Source organism: Pseudomonadota bacterium, assembly GCA_018823135.1.
In the GTDB taxonomy this organism is placed as follows: domain Bacteria; phylum Desulfobacterota; class Desulfobulbia; order Desulfobulbales; family CALZHT01; genus JAHJJF01.
Genome location: JAHJJF010000029.1, coordinates 13,847 through 31,396, shown reverse-complemented (window position 1 = coordinate 31,396; position 17,550 = coordinate 13,847). Strand labels below are relative to the sequence as shown.

Below are 17,550 nucleotides of genomic sequence, written 5' to 3'. Positions count from 1 at the left end.
TCCTGGTGCTCAGCCGTTTGATCCCATTGATCGGGAATATCCCCTGACCCATGGGGGAGGTCCTGATGTTCAGCGGGAGGCACTGGAATCAAGAACCGAGGATCTCCTTGATCAGCAGGCCCTTCCTGATATGCCCAGTACACCTTAAGTAGGTTGAAGGGGCAAAGGGACAAAGGCCACAGACAGACGGAGACATCGAAATTTGTAACAACAACTACGATGGCACAACAGTTCAAACCTGATAAAAATTAAACAATCAGCATAGGGTTTACTTTGTTGTTTTTACTCTGTGCCTTCTGCCTTTGTGCCTCTGTGTCGGAGTCTTTATTTTTTCGGCAATTTGATTTTCTTATCTTCATTGAGGTCTTTGTTTTCTTTATAAAGGAGGATAATTCTTCCAATGGTCTGGGCAACGGATGCGCCGGTTTTCTCGGCAAGGAGCGGTCCGACCTCTTTTCTGTCCAGCGGACAGTTTTCCTGGACTTTCACTTTGATCAATTCGTGGGCGAGAAGCACCTGTCCTGTTGAATCGATGAGGTTTTTTGAAATCCCTTCCTTGCCGATATGGACCAAGGGCGAGAGATGGTGGCCGAGACCCCGAAGGAATCTTGCCTGATTGCCGGTGAGTAGTATTGGTTTTGTTTTAGCCATGTTATCTTTTTATTCCTGTATTGTTAATTTCATCTACCTGTATTGTATACTCTTGAGCCATTAAGAAAATAATGTTGAAAGAATCTCATAGCCGCCGATATAGGTTCCGATCATACTTCCGAAGCCCGGCAGCAGAAAGGCGAGAAAGACCCGCAAGACCTTGTTTTTCCACCAGCCGCTGAAGGTCCCCATGTCTTCGAGCACAACTTCGAATTCGCGGACAAGAGGCGGACAGACCATGACCTGAACAAAGGCGGTTACATAACCTGCGCCGATTACCGGGGTAAGGCTTGTGATCGGCGCTGCGGCAAAGGCTGAAAGAATAGTGATCGGGTGGGCCAGAGCGAGCATTGCACCGATGGATGAAGGAATGCCGTTGGCAAGTATCCAGTAAATCAGGTTATCCCCGGCAACTGCGCCGCCTTTGCGGAATGCAATCATTCCAAGGGAAGCGAGGATGATCGCCGGAATTGTCCAGCCGATTGTTTTCCAGATCGGTGAAACCGGCGGGATTGTGTTGATTTCCTCCATCTGGTTGCGCCGGTCTTCGGTAAAGGCCTTTTTAATGCCTTCCACATGCCCTGCACCGACAACCGCGACTACCTTGTTGCCGGTAGATTCCTTGACCTTTTCGGCAAGAAACGTGTCCCGTTCGTCAATAAGCACCCTTTTTAACTCCGGCAACGCCTGGCCGAGTTCCGCCATCAGTTCGGAAAGCATGTCGGTTTCTTTGAGCTCGGTGAGTTTTTCTTCGGTGATCGCGGTGCTGTCGAAGAGGCTGGCGAACAAGGTTGCCAGAAGATAGGATTTTTTGAAAAACGATGTTGCATGCCAGGCGCGGCGCATGGTCACCCGGACATCCCGGTCGGCAAGGGAAATGGGGATATTGTTTTCTTCCGCCGCCTTGGCGGCCTCCAGCAGTTCGGTGCCGGGTTTCACGCCCAGCTGGTCGCCGAGTTTTTTCTGGTATGACGCCAGGACAAGGTTTGCCAGCAGATGACTCAACTGCTTTTTAACGATTATTTCCTTGAGATTGAGATTCTCCCATCGCTGTTTTTTAGTCAGCGCCTCATAACGTTTTTCGTCAAGTTCGATACAGACCTGGTCCGGCATTTCCTTCTCAATGACCTCGCGGACAAGATCAACGGAATGTCGGGATATATGGGCGGTGCCGATCAGGATAATTTTTCGGCCGTTATGGTCGATAAAGTGGACGTCCGAAGAATATGTCCCGGTTGTTTCAACAGGTTTTTGTTCGTTCATATTATTTAGATTCAGCTGTGTCAGACATTGATAATGGTTAATATGATTTTTTCTTTGCTTGCCGTTATGCCCTGCGGGGTGCGACAGAAAAAAGAATCCGCCGTGTGGCTTGTGACCACATTGCGAACAGAAAGGGCCGCCGGATGGATATTCGCGTTTCGTTTCTTGCCTGTAGGGTGCCTTGAATTTGTGTCGCGGTATAGTCATTCTGTCAGGGACTCTTTAATACACGTTTTTGCGTAATAATACAAATTAAAGATTATTCTGATTCCCCCTCAATTCCAGCGGACCGAGCTTTCGCTCCTGGGTTCTGGACATCGCGCATTTCGAGTCTTTCACCAGCCGAACCCGGAGAAATGCGCTGTCAGCTATATTCGGCTCAGAGGGGAATTTGAAGGTGATCAGGAAGATTATTCCATGAAAAGAATAAGTATGAAGAAATTATGAAAGAGTCCCATCTGTTGAAAAAAAAGAATTCCCGGATGTTGCCTGACGATTATTGTCTTTTTTCTGTAACCATGGTAACAAAGCTGCTGAAAATTAGGGCAATACGTTCGAGTCTGGTTGTAAGTCTTCTTTCAAGCAGTAAGGTGACCCCATGTCCATCGATGAATATTTAACTGATTGTCAGTTTTCCGAGTATCATGAAATTGAGATACAGCGCTCGCCTGAAATTGTTTTTCCCATTATAAAAACAGTCAAATTCACCAAATCAAAGATCATAAATTTTCTCTTTATAATTCGTGGATTACCGAGGGGTATGCAGAGTCTTAAGGGGTTTATGGACAATGGTTTTATTTTGCTTGATGTAAAAAAAAATGAAGGACTTGTCCTTGGGTTTCTCTTCGGGAGAAAAGGGATTAAAATTGTTTCGCCTGATGCATTTAAACAATTCAATGCCAAAGGCTACATTAAATGTGTCTGGAATTTTAAATTGTCCGGCCGGCAAGATGCAACCCTGCTTTCCACCGAGACCAGGGTCTTTTGTACCTGTAAAGCGTCAAAGTTCTTTTTTTCCATCTATTGGTTTTTTATCGCGTATTTCAGCGGACTCACCCGGGTGATTATCTTAAAGTTGATAAAACAGGAAGCGGAAGCTGCTTCATGAGATGCAACTATTCCGACAGGCTCCTATTACCTCAAAAACAACAAAAATCTCCGAACCGTGATTGTTCAGCTGTACCTCGAGATCAGGATTCTTTTGAATACAGATAACGTTTGATTTTGTGGGTTGCGGTTTTGACAAAAGGCTCCCGGCGTTCGATGCATTTTGATATCCGGGAGTAAAGGGGCAGCTGAGCATTTGTTTCTTTCTGGATTTTGTCAAGCAGGCCACCGATGTATTCCAGTTGTGCCGCCTGACTTTGATCACCGGTTTCAAGGCTGATGAGATCATAATCCAGGTAGATGATTGCTTCGAGTCTGCCGTTGTTGTCAATCACCAGGGATTCGGCAACATGATAGTTGGCGTTGATCTTGTCCTCGATTGTTTCAGGGTAAATATTTTCGCCGTGGGCAAGGACAATGACACTTTTTGAGCGGCCGGTGATAAACAGATTGTTTCTGTCATCAAGGTAACCGAGGTCACCGGTGGAAAGCCAGCCGTCGGCATCAATGGTCTGCGCGGTGAGTTCGGGGTTCTTGTAATACCCCTGCATGATGTTCGGGCCGCGGGCAAGTATTTCTCCTGTGCCGGTCCGGGGATCCGGGTCGTTAATGCGGATTTCCACTCCCGGGATGGGTTTTCCTGACGATCCCACGGCAATTGTCGGATCTCTGAACGGGCCGCCTGAAAGAAGCGGCGCAGTCTCAGTGAGGCCGTATCCCACCAGATAGGGGAACCCTGATTTGTAAAAGAAGATCTCTATCTCCTTGATCATCGGCGCCCCGCCGATGGCGGCAAGCTGGAGCCGTCCCCCGAAAAAATCAAGCAATTTACGGCCGATGGCTTTCAGGATGATATTGCGGACGCCGGGGATCATTACACAGTAATTTAACAACTTGTTGTTGTTGATGGTGGCGGCTACCCGTTTTTTATAGATTTTTTCCATTATCACCGGCACCACACAGATGACGTCCGGTTTTTCCTTCTGGCAGATTTTATGAAGTATGGTTGGTGTCGGCGGTTTTCCGGTATAGACGATCCTTGCGCCGGTCATCAGCGGCAGCAGAAAGCCTATGCTGAATTCATAGGTGTGCGACATGGGCAACATTGAAAGAAAGGTCCAGTCTTTTCTGATTGCAATAAGCCGGCTTGCTGAATTTGTGCATGCCATGAAATTGCTGTGGGTGAGAACCACCGCTTTGGAATGGCCGGATGTGCCGGAAGTGTAGATAATCGACGCCGGATCTTCACTGGTGACTGCGCGGTCCGGAAGAACAGCGTCTTTGCCGTCCTGGATACATTGCCTGAAGGTCATGCAGTTGAGCAATTCGTTGTCGTCGGTGAAATTATCCAGGGTGATTACCAGGCGCAACGGGTGTTTCTTCATTTCATAGATCTTTTCGATCTGCTGCTCGGTGGTGAAAAGAATCGTAGCGCCTGAATCAGCAATGATCTGACGGACATCCGGTCCGGTGAAATCCGGAAGAATCGGCACGGCAATTGCCCCCAGCCGGACAATGGCAAAATAGGCGATTCCCCAGTTTGGCGAATTTTCGGCGAGAATTGCCACGGTATCGCCTTTGGTAACCTTGCGACGCGAAAGGAAAGCGGCGACCCGCCGGACGGTTTTTTGAAAATCCCGGTAAACCATGGGTTTTTCAAAGGCAAAGGAAACCGCGGGTTTTCCGGCAAATTCCCGGGCGCTGGTCTGGATCAGGTCATTTAACGTTGAAAGAGTCATGGTTCCTTGCATCAATGTGAATTTAGAATTCAGTACCCAGCAACCAGAAGAAAGGCAGTATGATCCGTTATTCTGTCTACAGACTCCTGGCCCCTGAATTCTCATGAGCGTGAATCAATGGTACTTTCCTTGAAAAGCAATTGGAGAATTCCATCAAATTACCGCTGTTGAAAGGTTTCCCTGGCATCATATACGGCTGTAATTCCAGCCCAGCGGGCTGCCGTCTTTATAGGGCATGTGTCCGTGAAACTGCCGCAGATCATCGTCGAAGACCAGGGGCAGGAAATATTTATCCCCCTCCCACATGGGAAGATCATTCAGGCGGTCAACGGCATGCCAGAGCAAAGTGCCTTCGTTGTTGCTTTTCCTTGGAGTTCCGGAAAATCGGTCAATCCGGAAGATGAACCCCAGCCAGTCTCCGCCGTCCGGCCCGAAGCCGGTCCAGTTGATGGTGCCGCGCAGGAGGATTTCTTCGCAACTGATCCCCGCCTCTTCAAGAATTTCTCGTTTCATGCAGCTGACCACATCTTCGTCAGGATGCATTTTGCCGCCCAGGCCATTGTATTTATGCCGGTGGGCATCATTTTCCCGGGCGTTCCGGTGGATAAGCAGGGTCTTTGTGCGATCAGGGGAAAGAATATAGCCCAGGGTGCCGATAATCGGAGTATAGTTCATGGTCGGATGGCCTTCCATTGAGAGGTGAAGTGACATCAGCTCAGTGGAACAGTAATCCTTGTAATTCATATTTGACAATAATAAAAGTGTGCTGGTATTTTTTTGAAGTTGAAATCCGGAGATAATTAATGCATTAATAGTTCTATGCTCCTTTTTGTCGGGCTTGTTTTTTCTGGAAAATTAATTCTATAGAAATGAGGTATCTGTGAGTATCCTTATAGTTGATGACTCCAAAGTCATTCAGGTCCTGCTCGGGACCACCCTGAAAAAGGCCGGATATACAGATCTTCATTTTCTCAGTTCAGCAGAGGAATGCTTTGATTTTTTTGGTCTTTATGATGATACGGTGGGGGCGGTCGCCGGTAATGTTGATCTCATTCTCATGGATATCGTCATGCCGGTCATCGACGGCATTGAAGCAACCCGAAGGATAAAGGAAGAAGCGCACCTCAAGGATATTCCGGTCATCATGGTGACGGCCAAGGACGAGTCCGAAGTGCTGCAGATGGCTTTTGCGGCAGGCGCGGTGGACTATATCGTCAAGCCGGTAAAGAAACAGGAGCTGCTGGCCCGGGTACGATCCGTATTGCGTTTGAAGCATGAGATGGACCGTCGTAAATCACGGGAAAAAGAATTGCTTGAAGTCACCCGTCAGCTTGAGGAGGCGAACCGGACCCTCCAGCGTTTTTCTTATATGGACGGTTTGACCAGTGTCAGCAATCGCCGCTATTTTGATGACACCCTTAAAAAGGAATGGAAGCGCGCGATGCGGGAGAAGACTTTCATTTCGCTTATCATGCTCGATATAGATTTTTTCAAGGCTTATAATGATTATTATGGCCACCAGGGCGGGGATGAGTGCCTCAAGCAGGTGGCTGTTATGCTCAGCGATGCAATCAAGCGCGCCAGCGATTTTGTCGCCCGATACGGCGGGGAAGAATTTGTCCTGGTTTTACCGAACACCAATCTTGAAGGGGCGATTACGGTTGCTGAAAATGTAAAAAAAGAGCTTGCCGCCCTCCATCTTAAACACGAACGTTCCTCGGTTTCTGATCAGGTTACGGTAAGCATGGGAATTGCCTCATCAAAGCCCGGAAAAGGCAGTGAGCAGGACAATCTTGTCCGCGATGCCGACAGGGCTCTCTATCGTGCCAAGTCAGAAGGCAGGGATCAAATCAAGTTTTCTCCGGATAATCCCTGATTGCCGCCGGGGTCTATCGTCCCGCTTTCTCTCTATTGAAATCTGAAAGGAAATTCTTTGCAGCATCCATCGTTTTAAAAACCTTGAAATTAAATATTACTTTCCCTTCAGTGAGCATCTCAAACATCCGGGAAATCCCGAAATCAACATCTCTCTGAACCACCCACGCTGCAAGCCCTTTCCCGCGCAGTTCCTGATATTTTGCAGTCATGTCACCAATTGAACTGAGGTCATCGTTCGTCAGGTGTTCGAATGTGCACTCCCTGGCATCCCAGAGGATATCCATGCCGGGAGCCCAACCGGGATAATTGATTATCTCCATATAGCAATTTTCAAGATCAGGGACGTCAAAGCGTCCGGATATTTCGATCTGGTAATAGGGTCGGTCGGTATGTTTTGCGATTTTGTAGTCCATCGGTTTTCTCCGGAAGAATATACTTTCAAGCAGCGGCAAGGTACTCCGCGTTTTCAAAATCGCCGGTCTTTGCAAATGCTGCGGCTAATGTGTCAACTGAAAAAGGTTCGGATAATCTTGCCGGAACTGTAATTTGCGTGCGGCCGGGGTTTTTAATCAAGGTGAAGATCTGTTTCATCAAGCTCTACTTCCAGCCATTTCAAGGCATCCTTGATGTTTCGAAAGACATTCGTGTGTATATCAGAAGCTTCAATACGCGCGCCATGCACCCGTGACGTGCCAAAATCTAAATCATTTTTGGTTATTATCGCACACATTTCATTGGCGAATTTGTCTTTCAATTGAGCTTTTTTCTGGGTGAACATATATGCTTCCTCTCTTTTAAGTTCAACCAGGGAGGCGTTTCTATAATCCACCAGTTTTTTCATGGGGGATATATATTTCGGGTCGTGGGCCAGGGTATCAATATGTCGGGCCAGATCATCAAAGTTGATTAGGCCTTGGCCAACTGCGAGAACAAGTTTCTTGCCCTCGATAATTGTATATTTGATCGGCATGCCAAACTCCAGTTGCAAAGCTTGCATTGTTTTGCAATAGCTGAATCTAAATATCGATGTTCGCCTATCAGGGTGGATATTTTCAACGTGTAATTATCACTCCAAACGGTCAAGAATAATAATAGTATGCCATAGGGATAAAGGTATCAGTGTTGGCTCAGATATAATCATGATTTCATCATAAACTGCTAAAAAGATCAATGAGCTTATATCCAGTTACTGTTTTTTTTGATACTATGCTGCGGTAAAGGTCTTTGTGGGATGTTGCGATAAGATTACTATGTAAATGGTATATGTATATGGAAATATTGGATAAATTGCGGAAGCGCACCCTGGAGTTGACCGATATGCACCATGTCATGGCTCTCATGCAGTGGGACCAGGAGATCATGATGCCGAAAAGTGCCGCCTCCGAAAGGGCAAGCCAGATGGCAACATTGAGTGCCGTGATTCACCGGAAAGAAGTTTCTGAAGAACTGGGCGATCTGCTCAAAGCAGCTGAAGACGGGCTTGATAAGTATTCGGAAACCGAGCAGGCCCTTGTCCGGGTGATGCGCAGAAGTTATGACCAGAATACAAAGATGCCTGAGGAGTTTGTCGCGGAATTTTCCCGGCTCACCTCCGAGGCCCTGCATTTCTGGATCGATGCGCGGCAGCAGTCTGATTTTGCCGGTTTTGAGCCGGTGCTCGCTAAAGTTGTGGCAATGAGCAAACAGCAGGCAGAGTATCTCGGCTATACAAATGAGCCTTATGATGCCCTGCTGGATATCTACGAAGAGGGGCTGACGGCTCTGCAGGTCCGGGAGATGTTTGCCGGGCTGAAAGAACCGCTGGTGGAAATGATCAGGGAGGCCCGGAAAAACCCCGACAGTGAATTGTTTTTTGACAGGGATTTTGATCAGGGGCGGCAGGTGCAATTTGCCGAAAAAGCCCTTGCTGAAATCGGCTATGATTTTTCGCGGGGCCGGCAGGATGTTTCAACCCATCCGTTTTCCACAACCCTGGGCCATAATGACCGGCGGGTGACCAACCGCTACAGCCCGAGAAGTATCGAATTCATCTTCAGCGCCCTGCACGAGGGCGGCCACGGTATTTATGAACAGGGAATAGACGAGAACCTTATGCATACCGCCCTTGATACCGGCGTATCTCTGGGGATTCACGAATCCCAGTCGCGCTTATGGGAAAATATCATCGGTCGTGGGTTGCCGTTCTGGGAACATTTTTACCCGGAGCTTCAGAAAGATTTTCCTGAGCATTTCAGGGGGGTGAGTGTCAAGGATTTCGTCAGGGGGATCAATCATGTGAAACCTGGTTTTATTCGTGTCGAAGCCGATGAGGTCAGTTATAACCTCCATGTGCTGGTGCGCTTCGAACTTGAAAGGGCACTGATCGAGGGCAGTATTAAAGTGGCCGACCTTCCTGGGGCCTGGAACCAGAAATACAAGGAATATCTGGGGGTTGAAGTGGATTCCCATGCAAACGGCGTGCTCCAGGATATCCATTGGGCGCACGGCAGTTTCGGATATTTCCCCACCTATACCATCGGCAATCTCGCAGCAGCGCAGATCTGGCATACATACACCGAGCTTGAAGCGGATTATGCAAAAGATATCGCTGGCGGAAATCTGCATAAGGTGAAGGAATGGCTCTCTCATAACATTTACCGGCACGGCAGCGTTTATCCACCGGAAGCATTGCTGGTCAGGGTGACGGGTGAGAAGCTCAATTCCCGGTATTTTGTTGATTATCTCAAGAATAAAATGGCATGGCTGAAAGCCTGAAAAGTATAATCCCGGAATATCAAGGAATATAATATATGAATTATTACAGATCATCGGTTGAAGAGGTTCTTACCGGCCTCAAGACTTCAAAATCCGGACTCAGTGAAGAAGAGGCCAACAAGAGGCAGGAAGAATATGGCCTGAACGAACTTGAGACAAAATCAGCGATCAACCCGCTGCTGATTTTCATCAGCCAGTTTAAAAGTTTCATCATCTATATTCTTCTTTTCGCGGTGGTTTTTTCCCTGGTCATTGGCGAATATGTTGACTCGACAATTATCCTGATCATCCTTCTGGCCAATGCCTTTATCGGTTTTTTTCAGGAACTTTCCGCCCATAAATCCCTTGAAGCCCTGAAACAGATGACCGCGATTCAGGCAACGGTGATCAGAAATGGTGAGCGGCGCTCCCTTGATGCCCGGTTTCTTGTCCCGGGGGATATCATTTTTCTTGAAGCAGGGGATAAAGCCCCGGCGGACGTCCGCATAATCCAGGCAACGCGTCTCAAGGTTGAAGAATCGGCCCTCACCGGTGAAAGCGTGCCGGTGGATAAGAATGACGTTTCCCTGGATCGGGATGTGCAGATCGGCTCTCAATCCAATATGCTTTTTGCCTCCACATCAATTGTTACCGGCAATGCATTAGCTGTGGTTACCGGCACCGGCATGCTCACCGAGATCGGTAAAATCACCCGCCTGATCAAGGAAGCCACCGAGGAAATGACTCCTCTGCAGCGGCGTCTGGACGTGTTTGGCAAGAAACTCGGCTACGCAATCGTTGCTATCTGTTTTATTGTGTTTATCGCCTCCTTTGCCCGGGATTATATGACTTCAGGCGTGGTTTCCAGCGAGGCTTTCATCGCCTTTGCCTTTATCGCCATAAGTCTTGCAGTGGCCGCGGTGCCAACAGCGTTGCCTGCGGTGGTGACTATTGCCTTGAGTGTCGGGGTGAAACGGCTGCTCAGGAAAAAAGCCCTGGTAAGAAAACTCTCATCGGTGGAAACCCTTGGCAGCTGCGATGTGATCTGTACGGACAAGACCGGCACCCTCACCGAGAACAAGATGACCGTTCGCCGCGCCTGGACGCTGGATGGCGAAGCCTTAATTACCGGCGCCGGATATGATCCGCAGGGGGAATTGTCCGTTCCACTTGATTCGCTTCTTTTTCAGATTGGTCTGGTCTGCAATAATGCGACCTTGCGTAAAAAAGATGCAGGGTGGGTGATAACCGGCGATCCGACTGAGGCGGCCTTGCTGGTGAGCGCCCGCAAGGCAGGGGTCGATCTTGAGGTGCAACGCGAAGATGAGCTGCCCTTTGATTCCGACCGCAAACTCATGAGTGTGCTGGCAACTTTAGAAAATCGACAGCGCATGTTCGTCAAGGGGGCCCCGGATCAGATCCTCAAGAAATGCACCCACGTCCTGATCAACCGCGAGAGCGTTGAGATCACTGATCAATTCCGTGAACAGGTAATGCAGCAGAATGACCGCTTCGCTTCCGATGCCATGCGGGTACTGTCGTTTGCCTGTAAGGAGATCAATGCAGGTGCTGATTTTATTGAGGAGAATCTGATTTTTGTCGGTCTTCAGGCAATGATCGACCCGCCGCGTCCCGATGTGATCGAGTCCATAAAAAAGACCAAGCTTGCAGGAATCAGGACGATCATGATTACCGGTGATTATAAGGAAACCGCCAAGGCAATCGGTCTCGAGATCGGCATTACCGGCAAGGTGCTCACCGGCGATGAGCTGGATTCCATGGATGATGCGGCACTGGCTAGCGCCTTGAAGGATGAGACCAATATTTTTGCACGGGTGATTCCGGAGCATAAGCAGAGAATAGTAGGTCTGCTCCAGCAGGACGGCCATGTGGTGGCGATGACCGGCGATGGGGTAAATGATGCACCGGCGCTTAAAAAAGCGAATATCGGAGTAGCCGTGGGCAGCGGTACCGAAGTTGCCAAAGAAGCGGCTGATTTCGTGCTCCTCGATGACAGTTTTTCGCATATCGTCAATGCCATTGAGGAGGGCCGGGGGATTTATGACAATATCCAGAAATCCATCATGCTGCTGCTCTCCGGTAATCTCGGCGAGGTCTTGATAATTTTTCTGGCGGTGATTTTCGGACTCAATCTGCCGCTGACCGCAATCCTTCTCCTGTGGATCAATATGGTCACCGACGGCGCTCCGGCCCTTGCCTATAGCGTCGATCCCTACGGGGAAAAAATTATGCACAGGAAACCCAAGCCGAGAAGTGAAGGGATTCTGCCATTGCGGCATCTGGTCTTGATCGGCGTCCTCGGGGTTATCGGCACAATCATTGCCCTGTTGATCTTTATCCGGTTCGGCGGTGCTGCGGGGTCCGACGAGCTGATTCTCGGCCAGACCATGGTGTTCAATTTTGTTGTTTTGTATGAAGTGATTCTGGTTTTTGTGATTCGCACAGGATATCAGGTGCCATTTTTTTCAAACCCATGGATCTGGGCATCGGTTGTTTTTTCCATCGCCCTGCAGGCACTCCTCATGTACACACCGCTGTATTCGCTGTTTAAAATTGTCCCCTTAAGTATTCCGGAGCTTGGCTTTCTGGCTCTCGGCGGATGTGCATTCTACGTTGGTTTTCTGATTTACCATTATGCTGTTTCACCATTGCTATTCGGGCGGCGCGGTTTTTAAAGGATCTGTGGCTCTTAGTAATTTTTAAGCTGTTTCATGATGTCCTTGAGGTTCCTTGCCACCGGCTCGAATTTAGTCGACCAGCGAAGAAGTTAAAAAAAAGCACAAACACATGAGCCGAAAGGATCTCATAAACAACAGCACGGGTTTATTAATTTCAAGCTGAAACTAGTTCAGAGCCATAAAAGGATATTCTCAAATTCATGAAAACGGCAGTTATTTCAGACATCCACGGCAACCTCGAAGCGTTTCGCGAAGTGCTCAAGGATATTGATCTGCAGGGAGTTGCCCGCATCGTCTGCCTGGGCGATACCATCGGCTATGGCCCTGAGCCGGAAGAATCGGTGCAATTATTGCGGGACAGAAGGATCATCTCAGTCATGGGTAACCATGAAATGGCGATAATCAGTCCCGGCTACATGAAAAGGCTCAATGAAAGCACCAGGAAATCCCTAAGGATTACAGAAACACTGATTTCCGAATCAACCGTTCGTTATTGCAGGACATTGCCCCATGCCATGGTGCGATGGGGGGCCCGCTTTGTCCATGGTTCACCGCCGGGTTCTGTGACCAGGTATATGTTTTCCCCCTCAACAGAGGAACTCAAGCGAGCTTTTGATGCATTTGAAAAACCGTTGTGCTTTGTCGGTCACACCCACAATCTGGCTATTTTTTGTTCGGCAGGCGATGAATTTTCTGGAAATATTGATATGGGAAAATTTCAGCTTGAACAAGGCCGGCGATATATCGTTAATGTCGGCAGTGTCGGCCAGCCTCGGGACGGTGATAATCATGCGAAATATGTCATTTGGGATGCGGAGGCAAACAGTGTTGATGTGCGATATGTGCCTTATGACATCAAGGTGACGGTAGATAAGATTCTCGCTTTGGGATTTCCGGATTATAACGCCACAAGACTCTGGTAGGATTTTAGCTGCCGGTTTAAGGAAAACGGCCTTAGCGTATTGCGAAAGGGGCACCGGCGTCACTCAGGGGTGCCGGGATTCAAGGAGGTGGATAGTATCGAAACGCTGACAATGCTCTGGGCAAGCCTGGGATGGCCATTATTGAAACTGATGATTTTTGTTTCAATCGGTCTCCTTGTGGCGAATGTTATCGAGGCCCTCAACTGGACCCATAAGGTTGCAAAGCTCGCGGGGCCGCTTATTCGTATGGGGCATCTTTCCGACACATGCGGCGCAAGTTTTTCCATGGCCTTTTTTTCCGGGATCTCGGCAAATACCATGCTTGCCGAGGCTTATGATCAGGGGCGGATGACAAAAAAAGAGCTGATCCTCGCCAACCTGTTTAACAGCCTGCCCACCTATTTTCTGCATCTGCCCACCATGTTCTTCATCACGGTGCCGTTGATAAAATCCGCCGCCTTTGTCTATGTGGGGCTTACCCTGTTTGCTGCTTTTCTTCGGACCATTTTTGTGCTTCTGGTGGGGAGACTCCTGCTGCCTGTTGATGACGAAGTTTGCGTGACCTGCAGGCTGGAGGAAAACGTCTCACCCGGATGGCAGGACGTACTGCATAAGGCGTGGGATAGATTCAAGGTACGGATACGGAAAATCCTTACGTTTACGGTGCCGATCTATATCGGATTTTTTCTGTTTAACAAGTTTGGCATGTTCAACCAGCTGGAGTTGTTCATCGCCGAGCACGTTGCATTTCTTTCATGGCTGCATCCGGAGAGTCTGGGCATTGTTGTTTTTCACATCGCCGCCGAATTTACCGCAGGCCTTGCTGCAGCCGGAGCCTTGCTTGATGCGGGAACCCTTGGCAGCCGGGAGATTGTTCTGGCCCTTCTGGTGGGAAACATATTCTCATCGCCGGTGCGCGCTCTGCGCCACCAGTTTCCGTATTACGCCGGGATTTTTTCACCCCGTCTGGCAATGGAGATTGTTCTCTACAATCAGATATTCAGGATGGGGAGCATCATGGTCGTGGCTGTGATGTACTATATGTATTAACCCGTATTTCTCGCAAGCGATCTGCTGCGAAGCCTGAAAATATTCTGTCTGCTTCGTTTCACTAGAAAAATAAACTCGCCTGACTGACAGTAAGCCTTCATGCATTTTTCGGTGTGCGCCTCCTATTCACAACCCTTTCCAACATCTTGCGACCATCTTCGAAGTCTGCGCTAACCCTAATATATTTCATGAGTAAAATGGATATAGTTGCATAACTTCCTGAATTGAGAAGATTTATTGAGCAATACGTTGCCTTTCCAGAAAGTACAGTTTGTACCGTTGACATCAAACTTATACTTTTATACTTACTCACCCGGAGGGCGAGTCGATCAGGCTGAATCTTCTCTTCAACCAGCTCAACTCGTGAAATATCAGGGCTAATTCTGTAAGAAATTCTGGGTAACAGGAAGAATGTGATCTGGTAATTGCTCAGGTGGGGGGTTTTTCAGCTAAAGAGGGGCAAAGTGCGACGCTGTTCGCCTCTGGAACGATTCGGTTTGTAATCTCTTTCGAGGAGCCTATCAAGCGGAATAGTTGCAGCAATCTTTGAGTAAGATACACGAGATGGAGCTAATAATTTATTTGGACCCAAATTTCTTATTGTTTGATCCCGAGGTGTCGTCCTGTTTTTTAGGGTCTTCGTCCTCGCCGATTCTGGAGGTCCAATAGACCAGGACCATCATGAGGACGGCAAAGACCATGAGGCCGACGAGAAATATTACATAAAAATCCATGCAGTTTCCTTGAAACAAGATTGAGTAACCAGTGGGAAAATAATTCTTAACTGCTTAATAGCTTTAGTTGTTAGGTGAAGTCAAGGAAAAAGTGATTGTCAGGCGAAATGAATAAAGAGTGAAAGCGACCGCTGCACCATTGAAGCTTGGGCGTAACTGCGGGGGAAGCTCCGTAGGAATGCTATCTTTGCTGGATTGGTTGAGTTATGCCTCGGATGCTTATCAAGTAGTTTGAGATCCTGCGTTTAACTGTAACGGTGAGCAAGAATCCAGGCCGGAGAAGAAGTCGATCAATGGCGCTCCAGGGCCTTTTCCATTTCTTCCAGTCGCTCAGAGCCGACCTGACTTATTTTCTTTGCCTTGTCAATGGGCGTTTTTATTTTTTTAACGGCTTTATCCGCGGTTTTATCGGTAAATTTTTGGATCTCATTCTTGGCCTTATCTACCTTGCTTTCTTCCTTGGAACAGCCGGTCATGCAAAGAGTTGCAAAGACAAGGATGGTTATAAGCGTGAGTGCTGTTTTCTTCATGGGGACTCCTTGTGAATAAAAAAGTTATTGATCAGGGGATGGGATTCTCGGGGGTTGTTTTCCACCGTTGATGCATCCATACCCATTGTGTTGGATGTCTGCGAATAATTTCTTCATAAGTATCGGAGCATTTCTGTGTAATGTCAATGATATCCTGCTCCGGATCATCGGAGTAGTTCTGGTGCAGGGCTTTGCCGCATTCGATATGATAAGTGAAATCATCATTCATGCGCATGAATATCGGCACAATGGGCAATTTGAATTTTCGGGCCAGTTCAGCGGCACCGGTGGGGGTGTAAGTTGGTTTCCCGAAAAAATCAACAAAAACTCCCCGGACCTTGGTGTCCTGGTCAATGAGCATGCCGATGAGTTTGCCTTTTTTGAGCCAGCGGATAATCTCCCGGGTATCTTTCCCCCGCGCGATAAAGTTGTTGCCCGCCAGTTTTCGGGTTTCGACGATAATTTTATCCAGGCGCGGGTCATAAAGCGATGTGCCGACAACACTCATGGGATAGCCGTTCTTGGCAAGCCAGGCACCGAGCAGTTCCCAGTTGCCGAAATGGGCGGTGATCATCATGGCGCCCTTGCCACCTGACAAGGCCGCATCGAGGTTTTCAATCCCTTCTGCAGTAATTAATTCATCAAGGCCTGATTTCAGGAGGTTCGGCATACGGATTATGTCAGCCAGCGCTGAGGTGAAGTGGAGAAAAACCCCTCGGGCGAGATTCTGTATCTCTTCGGGTGTTTTTTCGTCTCCAAAGGCCATGGTGAGATGTTTGATGGTTCTTTTTTTTGCCCGTCGTGCAGTGCAAAAAAGAAGACGCCCCATTGTCCGCATGATTCCCATGGCGATTGTTCTGGGCAGGAGCCTCAGCAGTTTTACCTGGAAGAGAATCAGCAGGTAGAACAGGTCGTCCCTGATTCTTTTATGTAATGTCTTGTTCGGCATAATTTAAATTTGTTGCTGCAAGAGGTGTTGCATGTATTTCAGGAAATGCTGACTATAGGCCGATGGCTTTTTTGTGTCAAGGGGGATCGGTTATGCAGAAGGAGGAAAGACGTAACTTTTTCACAAAAAATAATTCTTGCCGAAACAACGGTAAATTGGTAATTTTCTTTTCCTGTTTCAAAGGCCTCGGTTATACTGTGTTAGAGAAATTTGATTAGTGTTTTTTATGCCGGTGAGGGGCCGGCATAATTGTTGTTGAACTGCAAGGCGGTGAGAAATCATCAGGGTTTACGGCAAGGATTATGGACGAATGAGCCATGCACATTATTGATGTGGTTCGGTGGCTGTTTGTCCAGGTGTTTTATTCCGTAAAGAACCTTTTTCCTAATCCGCCCGGGCCGTGAAGACATTACACAGGACATATGGTTTCCCGGTGAAGACGCGACTCTGGATATTAAAGGAAACCCTGGTTGCTGCCTGTAAGGTTTATATTTCCAACCGGCTTGGCAGTAATCGTTGGATCCCCTTGCCGGAGGTCATCGTTCAAGAGGGCGACATTCCTTCCGGATATATTGATGCGGTTGTTCAGCGGATTGACCGGGTTATTCGTTTTGTCGCTCGAAATACCGGTCATCTTTGTCTGTATCTTGGGTATGCCAGGGCAGTCGTTCTGCGTAAATTGGGTACGGAAGCGATATTGAATATCGGCCTTAATAATTGTTCGGCCGGTAAAAAAATCGAGGGGCATTGCTGGCTGTCGATCAATGACCGTGTGGTCTATGAGGATAAAGATCAGCACCTCCTTTATCCGCTGAAGATGGGCGCCAGCGCCGACTCTGCGACAACCTACTGGATAGGCCAGGCGGATGAAGAGCTGTTGATCCACCGGCTTAAAAAAGGCTGATACATTTTTTACAAATTTACAGATAAGCGAGCATGCGGTCATGAGCAATACTAGCGACGGTGGAAACGGTTTTAAGATTAATGAGGAGCTCACCTGGAGGGATGTGGACGATCAGATGGTGGTCCTGCATCTTCCAACCGGTAAGTATTACACCTTTAATGAGATCGGCCGGGTTATCTGGTTGTCGTTGACTGAGAACAAAGCCGAGGAAGAGATAATTAAAATAATCATCAAGGAATATGAAGTTTCTCCGGAGCAGGCCCAAAAGGATATTGACCATTTTATTGCCGGGTTGAGCGCCAGCGCTCTTGTCACCCGGGAGTAATGGTTTTTGTTGAGTAAGGTGGACCAATAAACAAATCGAAAGATAATTAAAGGAGGAGATGTAGA

General features: G+C 48.1%; 17 protein-coding genes. 8 read left to right on the top strand and 9 right to left on the bottom strand.

Annotation, left to right across the window (positions count from 1 at the left end; genetic code table 11):
- Positions 1-324 precede the first annotated feature (324 nt).
- Both yhbY and KKE17_02385 read right to left on the bottom strand, forming a co-directional pair.
- Positions 325-651, bottom strand: a complete 327-nt coding sequence (gene yhbY, locus KKE17_02390) for a ribosome assembly RNA-binding protein YhbY (GenBank protein MBU1708830.1) — start codon at positions 649-651, stop codon at positions 325-327.
- Between the two features lie 60 nt (positions 652-711).
- Positions 712-1,914, bottom strand: coding sequence for a TraB/GumN family protein (locus tag KKE17_02385; GenBank protein MBU1708829.1), 1,203 nt, complete (start codon positions 1,912-1,914; stop codon positions 712-714).
- Positions 1,915-2,674: 760 nt separating this feature from the next.
- Between KKE17_02385 and KKE17_02380 the strand changes: the two genes are divergently transcribed.
- Positions 2,675-3,022 carry a hypothetical protein gene (locus tag KKE17_02380; protein ID MBU1708828.1) on the top strand — a complete coding sequence of 116 codons (348 nt, stop codon included), beginning with the start codon at positions 2,675-2,677 and terminating at the stop codon, positions 3,020-3,022.
- An 82-nt stretch (positions 3,023-3,104) separates the two neighbouring features.
- On the opposite strand, the gene KKE17_02375 is transcribed toward KKE17_02380, so the two are convergent.
- Together KKE17_02375 and KKE17_02370 are read right to left on the bottom strand one after the other, a co-directional pair.
- A complete protein-coding gene (locus KKE17_02375; GenBank protein ID MBU1708827.1) occupies positions 3,105-4,760 on the bottom strand; it encodes an AMP-binding protein in 1,656 nt (551 codons plus the stop codon).
- A 186-nt stretch (positions 4,761-4,946) separates the two neighbouring features.
- Complete coding sequence (locus tag KKE17_02370; GenBank protein MBU1708826.1) at positions 4,947-5,435, bottom strand: 8-oxo-dGTP diphosphatase; 489 nt, start codon at positions 5,433-5,435, stop codon at positions 4,947-4,949.
- A 205-nt stretch (positions 5,436-5,640) separates the two neighbouring features.
- Between KKE17_02370 and KKE17_02365 the strand changes: the two genes are divergently transcribed.
- Positions 5,641-6,636 (top strand): diguanylate cyclase, encoded by a 996-nt coding sequence (locus KKE17_02365; protein MBU1708825.1) that lies wholly within the window; start codon positions 5,641-5,643, stop codon positions 6,634-6,636.
- A gap of 13 nt (positions 6,637-6,649) precedes the next feature.
- Here KKE17_02365 and KKE17_02360 read toward each other — a convergent pair whose 3' ends face one another.
- Both KKE17_02360 and KKE17_02355 read right to left on the bottom strand, forming a co-directional pair.
- Positions 6,650-7,051, bottom strand: coding sequence for a hypothetical protein (locus KKE17_02360; protein MBU1708824.1), 402 nt, complete (start codon positions 7,049-7,051; stop codon positions 6,650-6,652).
- Between the two features lie 152 nt (positions 7,052-7,203).
- Positions 7,204-7,608 (bottom strand): hypothetical protein, encoded by a 405-nt coding sequence (locus KKE17_02355; GenBank protein ID MBU1708823.1) that lies wholly within the window; start codon positions 7,606-7,608, stop codon positions 7,204-7,206.
- A gap of 299 nt (positions 7,609-7,907) precedes the next feature.
- On the opposite strand from KKE17_02355, the gene KKE17_02350 reads away from it, so the two are divergent.
- The 4 genes from KKE17_02350 (at position 7,908) to KKE17_02335 (ending at position 14,043) form a co-directional block, all read left to right on the top strand.
- Positions 7,908-9,392, top strand: coding sequence for a carboxypeptidase M32 (locus KKE17_02350; protein MBU1708822.1), 1,485 nt, complete (start codon positions 7,908-7,910; stop codon positions 9,390-9,392).
- Between the two features lie 35 nt (positions 9,393-9,427).
- Positions 9,428-12,067 (top strand): cation-translocating P-type ATPase, encoded by a 2,640-nt coding sequence (locus KKE17_02345; protein ID MBU1708821.1) that lies wholly within the window; start codon positions 9,428-9,430, stop codon positions 12,065-12,067.
- A 203-nt stretch (positions 12,068-12,270) separates the two neighbouring features.
- The gene (locus KKE17_02340) at positions 12,271-12,993 is read left to right on the top strand and encodes a metallophosphoesterase (protein ID MBU1708820.1); all 723 of its coding nucleotides are present in this window, start codon (positions 12,271-12,273) and stop codon (positions 12,991-12,993) included.
- 111 nt (positions 12,994-13,104) lie between these two features.
- Positions 13,105-14,043, top strand: a complete 939-nt coding sequence (locus KKE17_02335; protein MBU1708819.1) for a hypothetical protein — start codon at positions 13,105-13,107, stop codon at positions 14,041-14,043.
- A 578-nt stretch (positions 14,044-14,621) separates the two neighbouring features.
- On the opposite strand, the gene KKE17_02330 is transcribed toward KKE17_02335, so the two are convergent.
- The 3 genes from KKE17_02330 to KKE17_02320 all read right to left on the bottom strand — a co-directional run bounded on the left by KKE17_02330 (position 14,622) and on the right by KKE17_02320 (position 16,256).
- Positions 14,622-14,777 (bottom strand): hypothetical protein, encoded by a 156-nt coding sequence (locus tag KKE17_02330; GenBank protein ID MBU1708818.1) that lies wholly within the window; start codon positions 14,775-14,777, stop codon positions 14,622-14,624.
- A gap of 290 nt (positions 14,778-15,067) precedes the next feature.
- On the bottom strand, positions 15,068-15,307 hold the full coding sequence (locus tag KKE17_02325) for a hypothetical protein (protein MBU1708817.1): 240 nt from the start codon (positions 15,305-15,307) through the stop codon (positions 15,068-15,070).
- A gap of 31 nt (positions 15,308-15,338) precedes the next feature.
- Positions 15,339-16,256: a lysophospholipid acyltransferase family protein gene (locus KKE17_02320; protein MBU1708816.1), complete on the bottom strand. Its 918-nt coding sequence runs from the start codon at positions 16,254-16,256 to the stop codon at positions 15,339-15,341.
- Positions 16,257-16,689: 433 nt separating this feature from the next.
- On the opposite strand from KKE17_02320, the gene KKE17_02315 reads away from it, so the two are divergent.
- Positions 16,690-17,160, top strand: a complete 471-nt coding sequence (locus tag KKE17_02315) for a lasso peptide biosynthesis protein (protein ID MBU1708815.1) — start codon at positions 16,690-16,692, stop codon at positions 17,158-17,160.
- Positions 17,161-17,200: 40 nt separating this feature from the next.
- Positions 17,201-17,485, top strand: a complete 285-nt coding sequence (locus tag KKE17_02310) for a PqqD family protein (GenBank protein ID MBU1708814.1) — start codon at positions 17,201-17,203, stop codon at positions 17,483-17,485.
- The last annotated feature ends 65 nt before the right edge of the window (positions 17,486-17,550 follow it).

What these genes read in the sequence shown, in the direction of transcription:
- KKE17_02340 (MBU1708820.1), top strand. Translation starts at nt 12,271, where the DNA reads ATGAAAACGGCAGTTATTTCAGACATCCACGGCAACCTCGAAGCGTTT.
- KKE17_02385 (MBU1708829.1), bottom strand. Translation starts at nt 1,914, where the DNA reads ATGAACGAACAAAAACCTGTTGAAACAACCGGGACATATTCTTCGGAC.
- KKE17_02325 (MBU1708817.1), bottom strand. Translation starts at nt 15,307, where the DNA reads ATGAAGAAAACAGCACTCACGCTTATAACCATCCTTGTCTTTGCAACT.
- KKE17_02355 (MBU1708823.1), bottom strand. Translation starts at nt 7,608, where the DNA reads ATGCCGATCAAATATACAATTATCGAGGGCAAGAAACTTGTTCTCGCA.
- KKE17_02350 (MBU1708822.1), top strand. Translation starts at nt 7,908, where the DNA reads ATGGAAATATTGGATAAATTGCGGAAGCGCACCCTGGAGTTGACCGAT.
- KKE17_02310 (MBU1708814.1), top strand. Translation starts at nt 17,201, where the DNA reads ATGAGCAATACTAGCGACGGTGGAAACGGTTTTAAGATTAATGAGGAG.
- KKE17_02375 (MBU1708827.1), bottom strand. Translation starts at nt 4,760, where the DNA reads ATGACTCTTTCAACGTTAAATGACCTGATCCAGACCAGCGCCCGGGAA.
- KKE17_02370 (MBU1708826.1), bottom strand. Translation starts at nt 5,435, where the DNA reads ATGAACTATACTCCGATTATCGGCACCCTGGGCTATATTCTTTCCCCT.
- KKE17_02320 (MBU1708816.1), bottom strand. Translation starts at nt 16,256, where the DNA reads ATGCCGAACAAGACATTACATAAAAGAATCAGGGACGACCTGTTCTAC.
- KKE17_02360 (MBU1708824.1), bottom strand. Translation starts at nt 7,051, where the DNA reads ATGGACTACAAAATCGCAAAACATACCGACCGACCCTATTACCAGATC.
- KKE17_02335 (MBU1708819.1), top strand. Translation starts at nt 13,105, where the DNA reads ATGCTCTGGGCAAGCCTGGGATGGCCATTATTGAAACTGATGATTTTT.
- KKE17_02330 (MBU1708818.1), bottom strand. Translation starts at nt 14,777, where the DNA reads ATGGATTTTTATGTAATATTTCTCGTCGGCCTCATGGTCTTTGCCGTC.
- KKE17_02380 (MBU1708828.1), top strand. Translation starts at nt 2,675, where the DNA reads ATGCAGAGTCTTAAGGGGTTTATGGACAATGGTTTTATTTTGCTTGAT.
- KKE17_02345 (MBU1708821.1), top strand. Translation starts at nt 9,428, where the DNA reads ATGAATTATTACAGATCATCGGTTGAAGAGGTTCTTACCGGCCTCAAG.
- yhbY (MBU1708830.1), bottom strand. Translation starts at nt 651, where the DNA reads ATGGCTAAAACAAAACCAATACTACTCACCGGCAATCAGGCAAGATTC.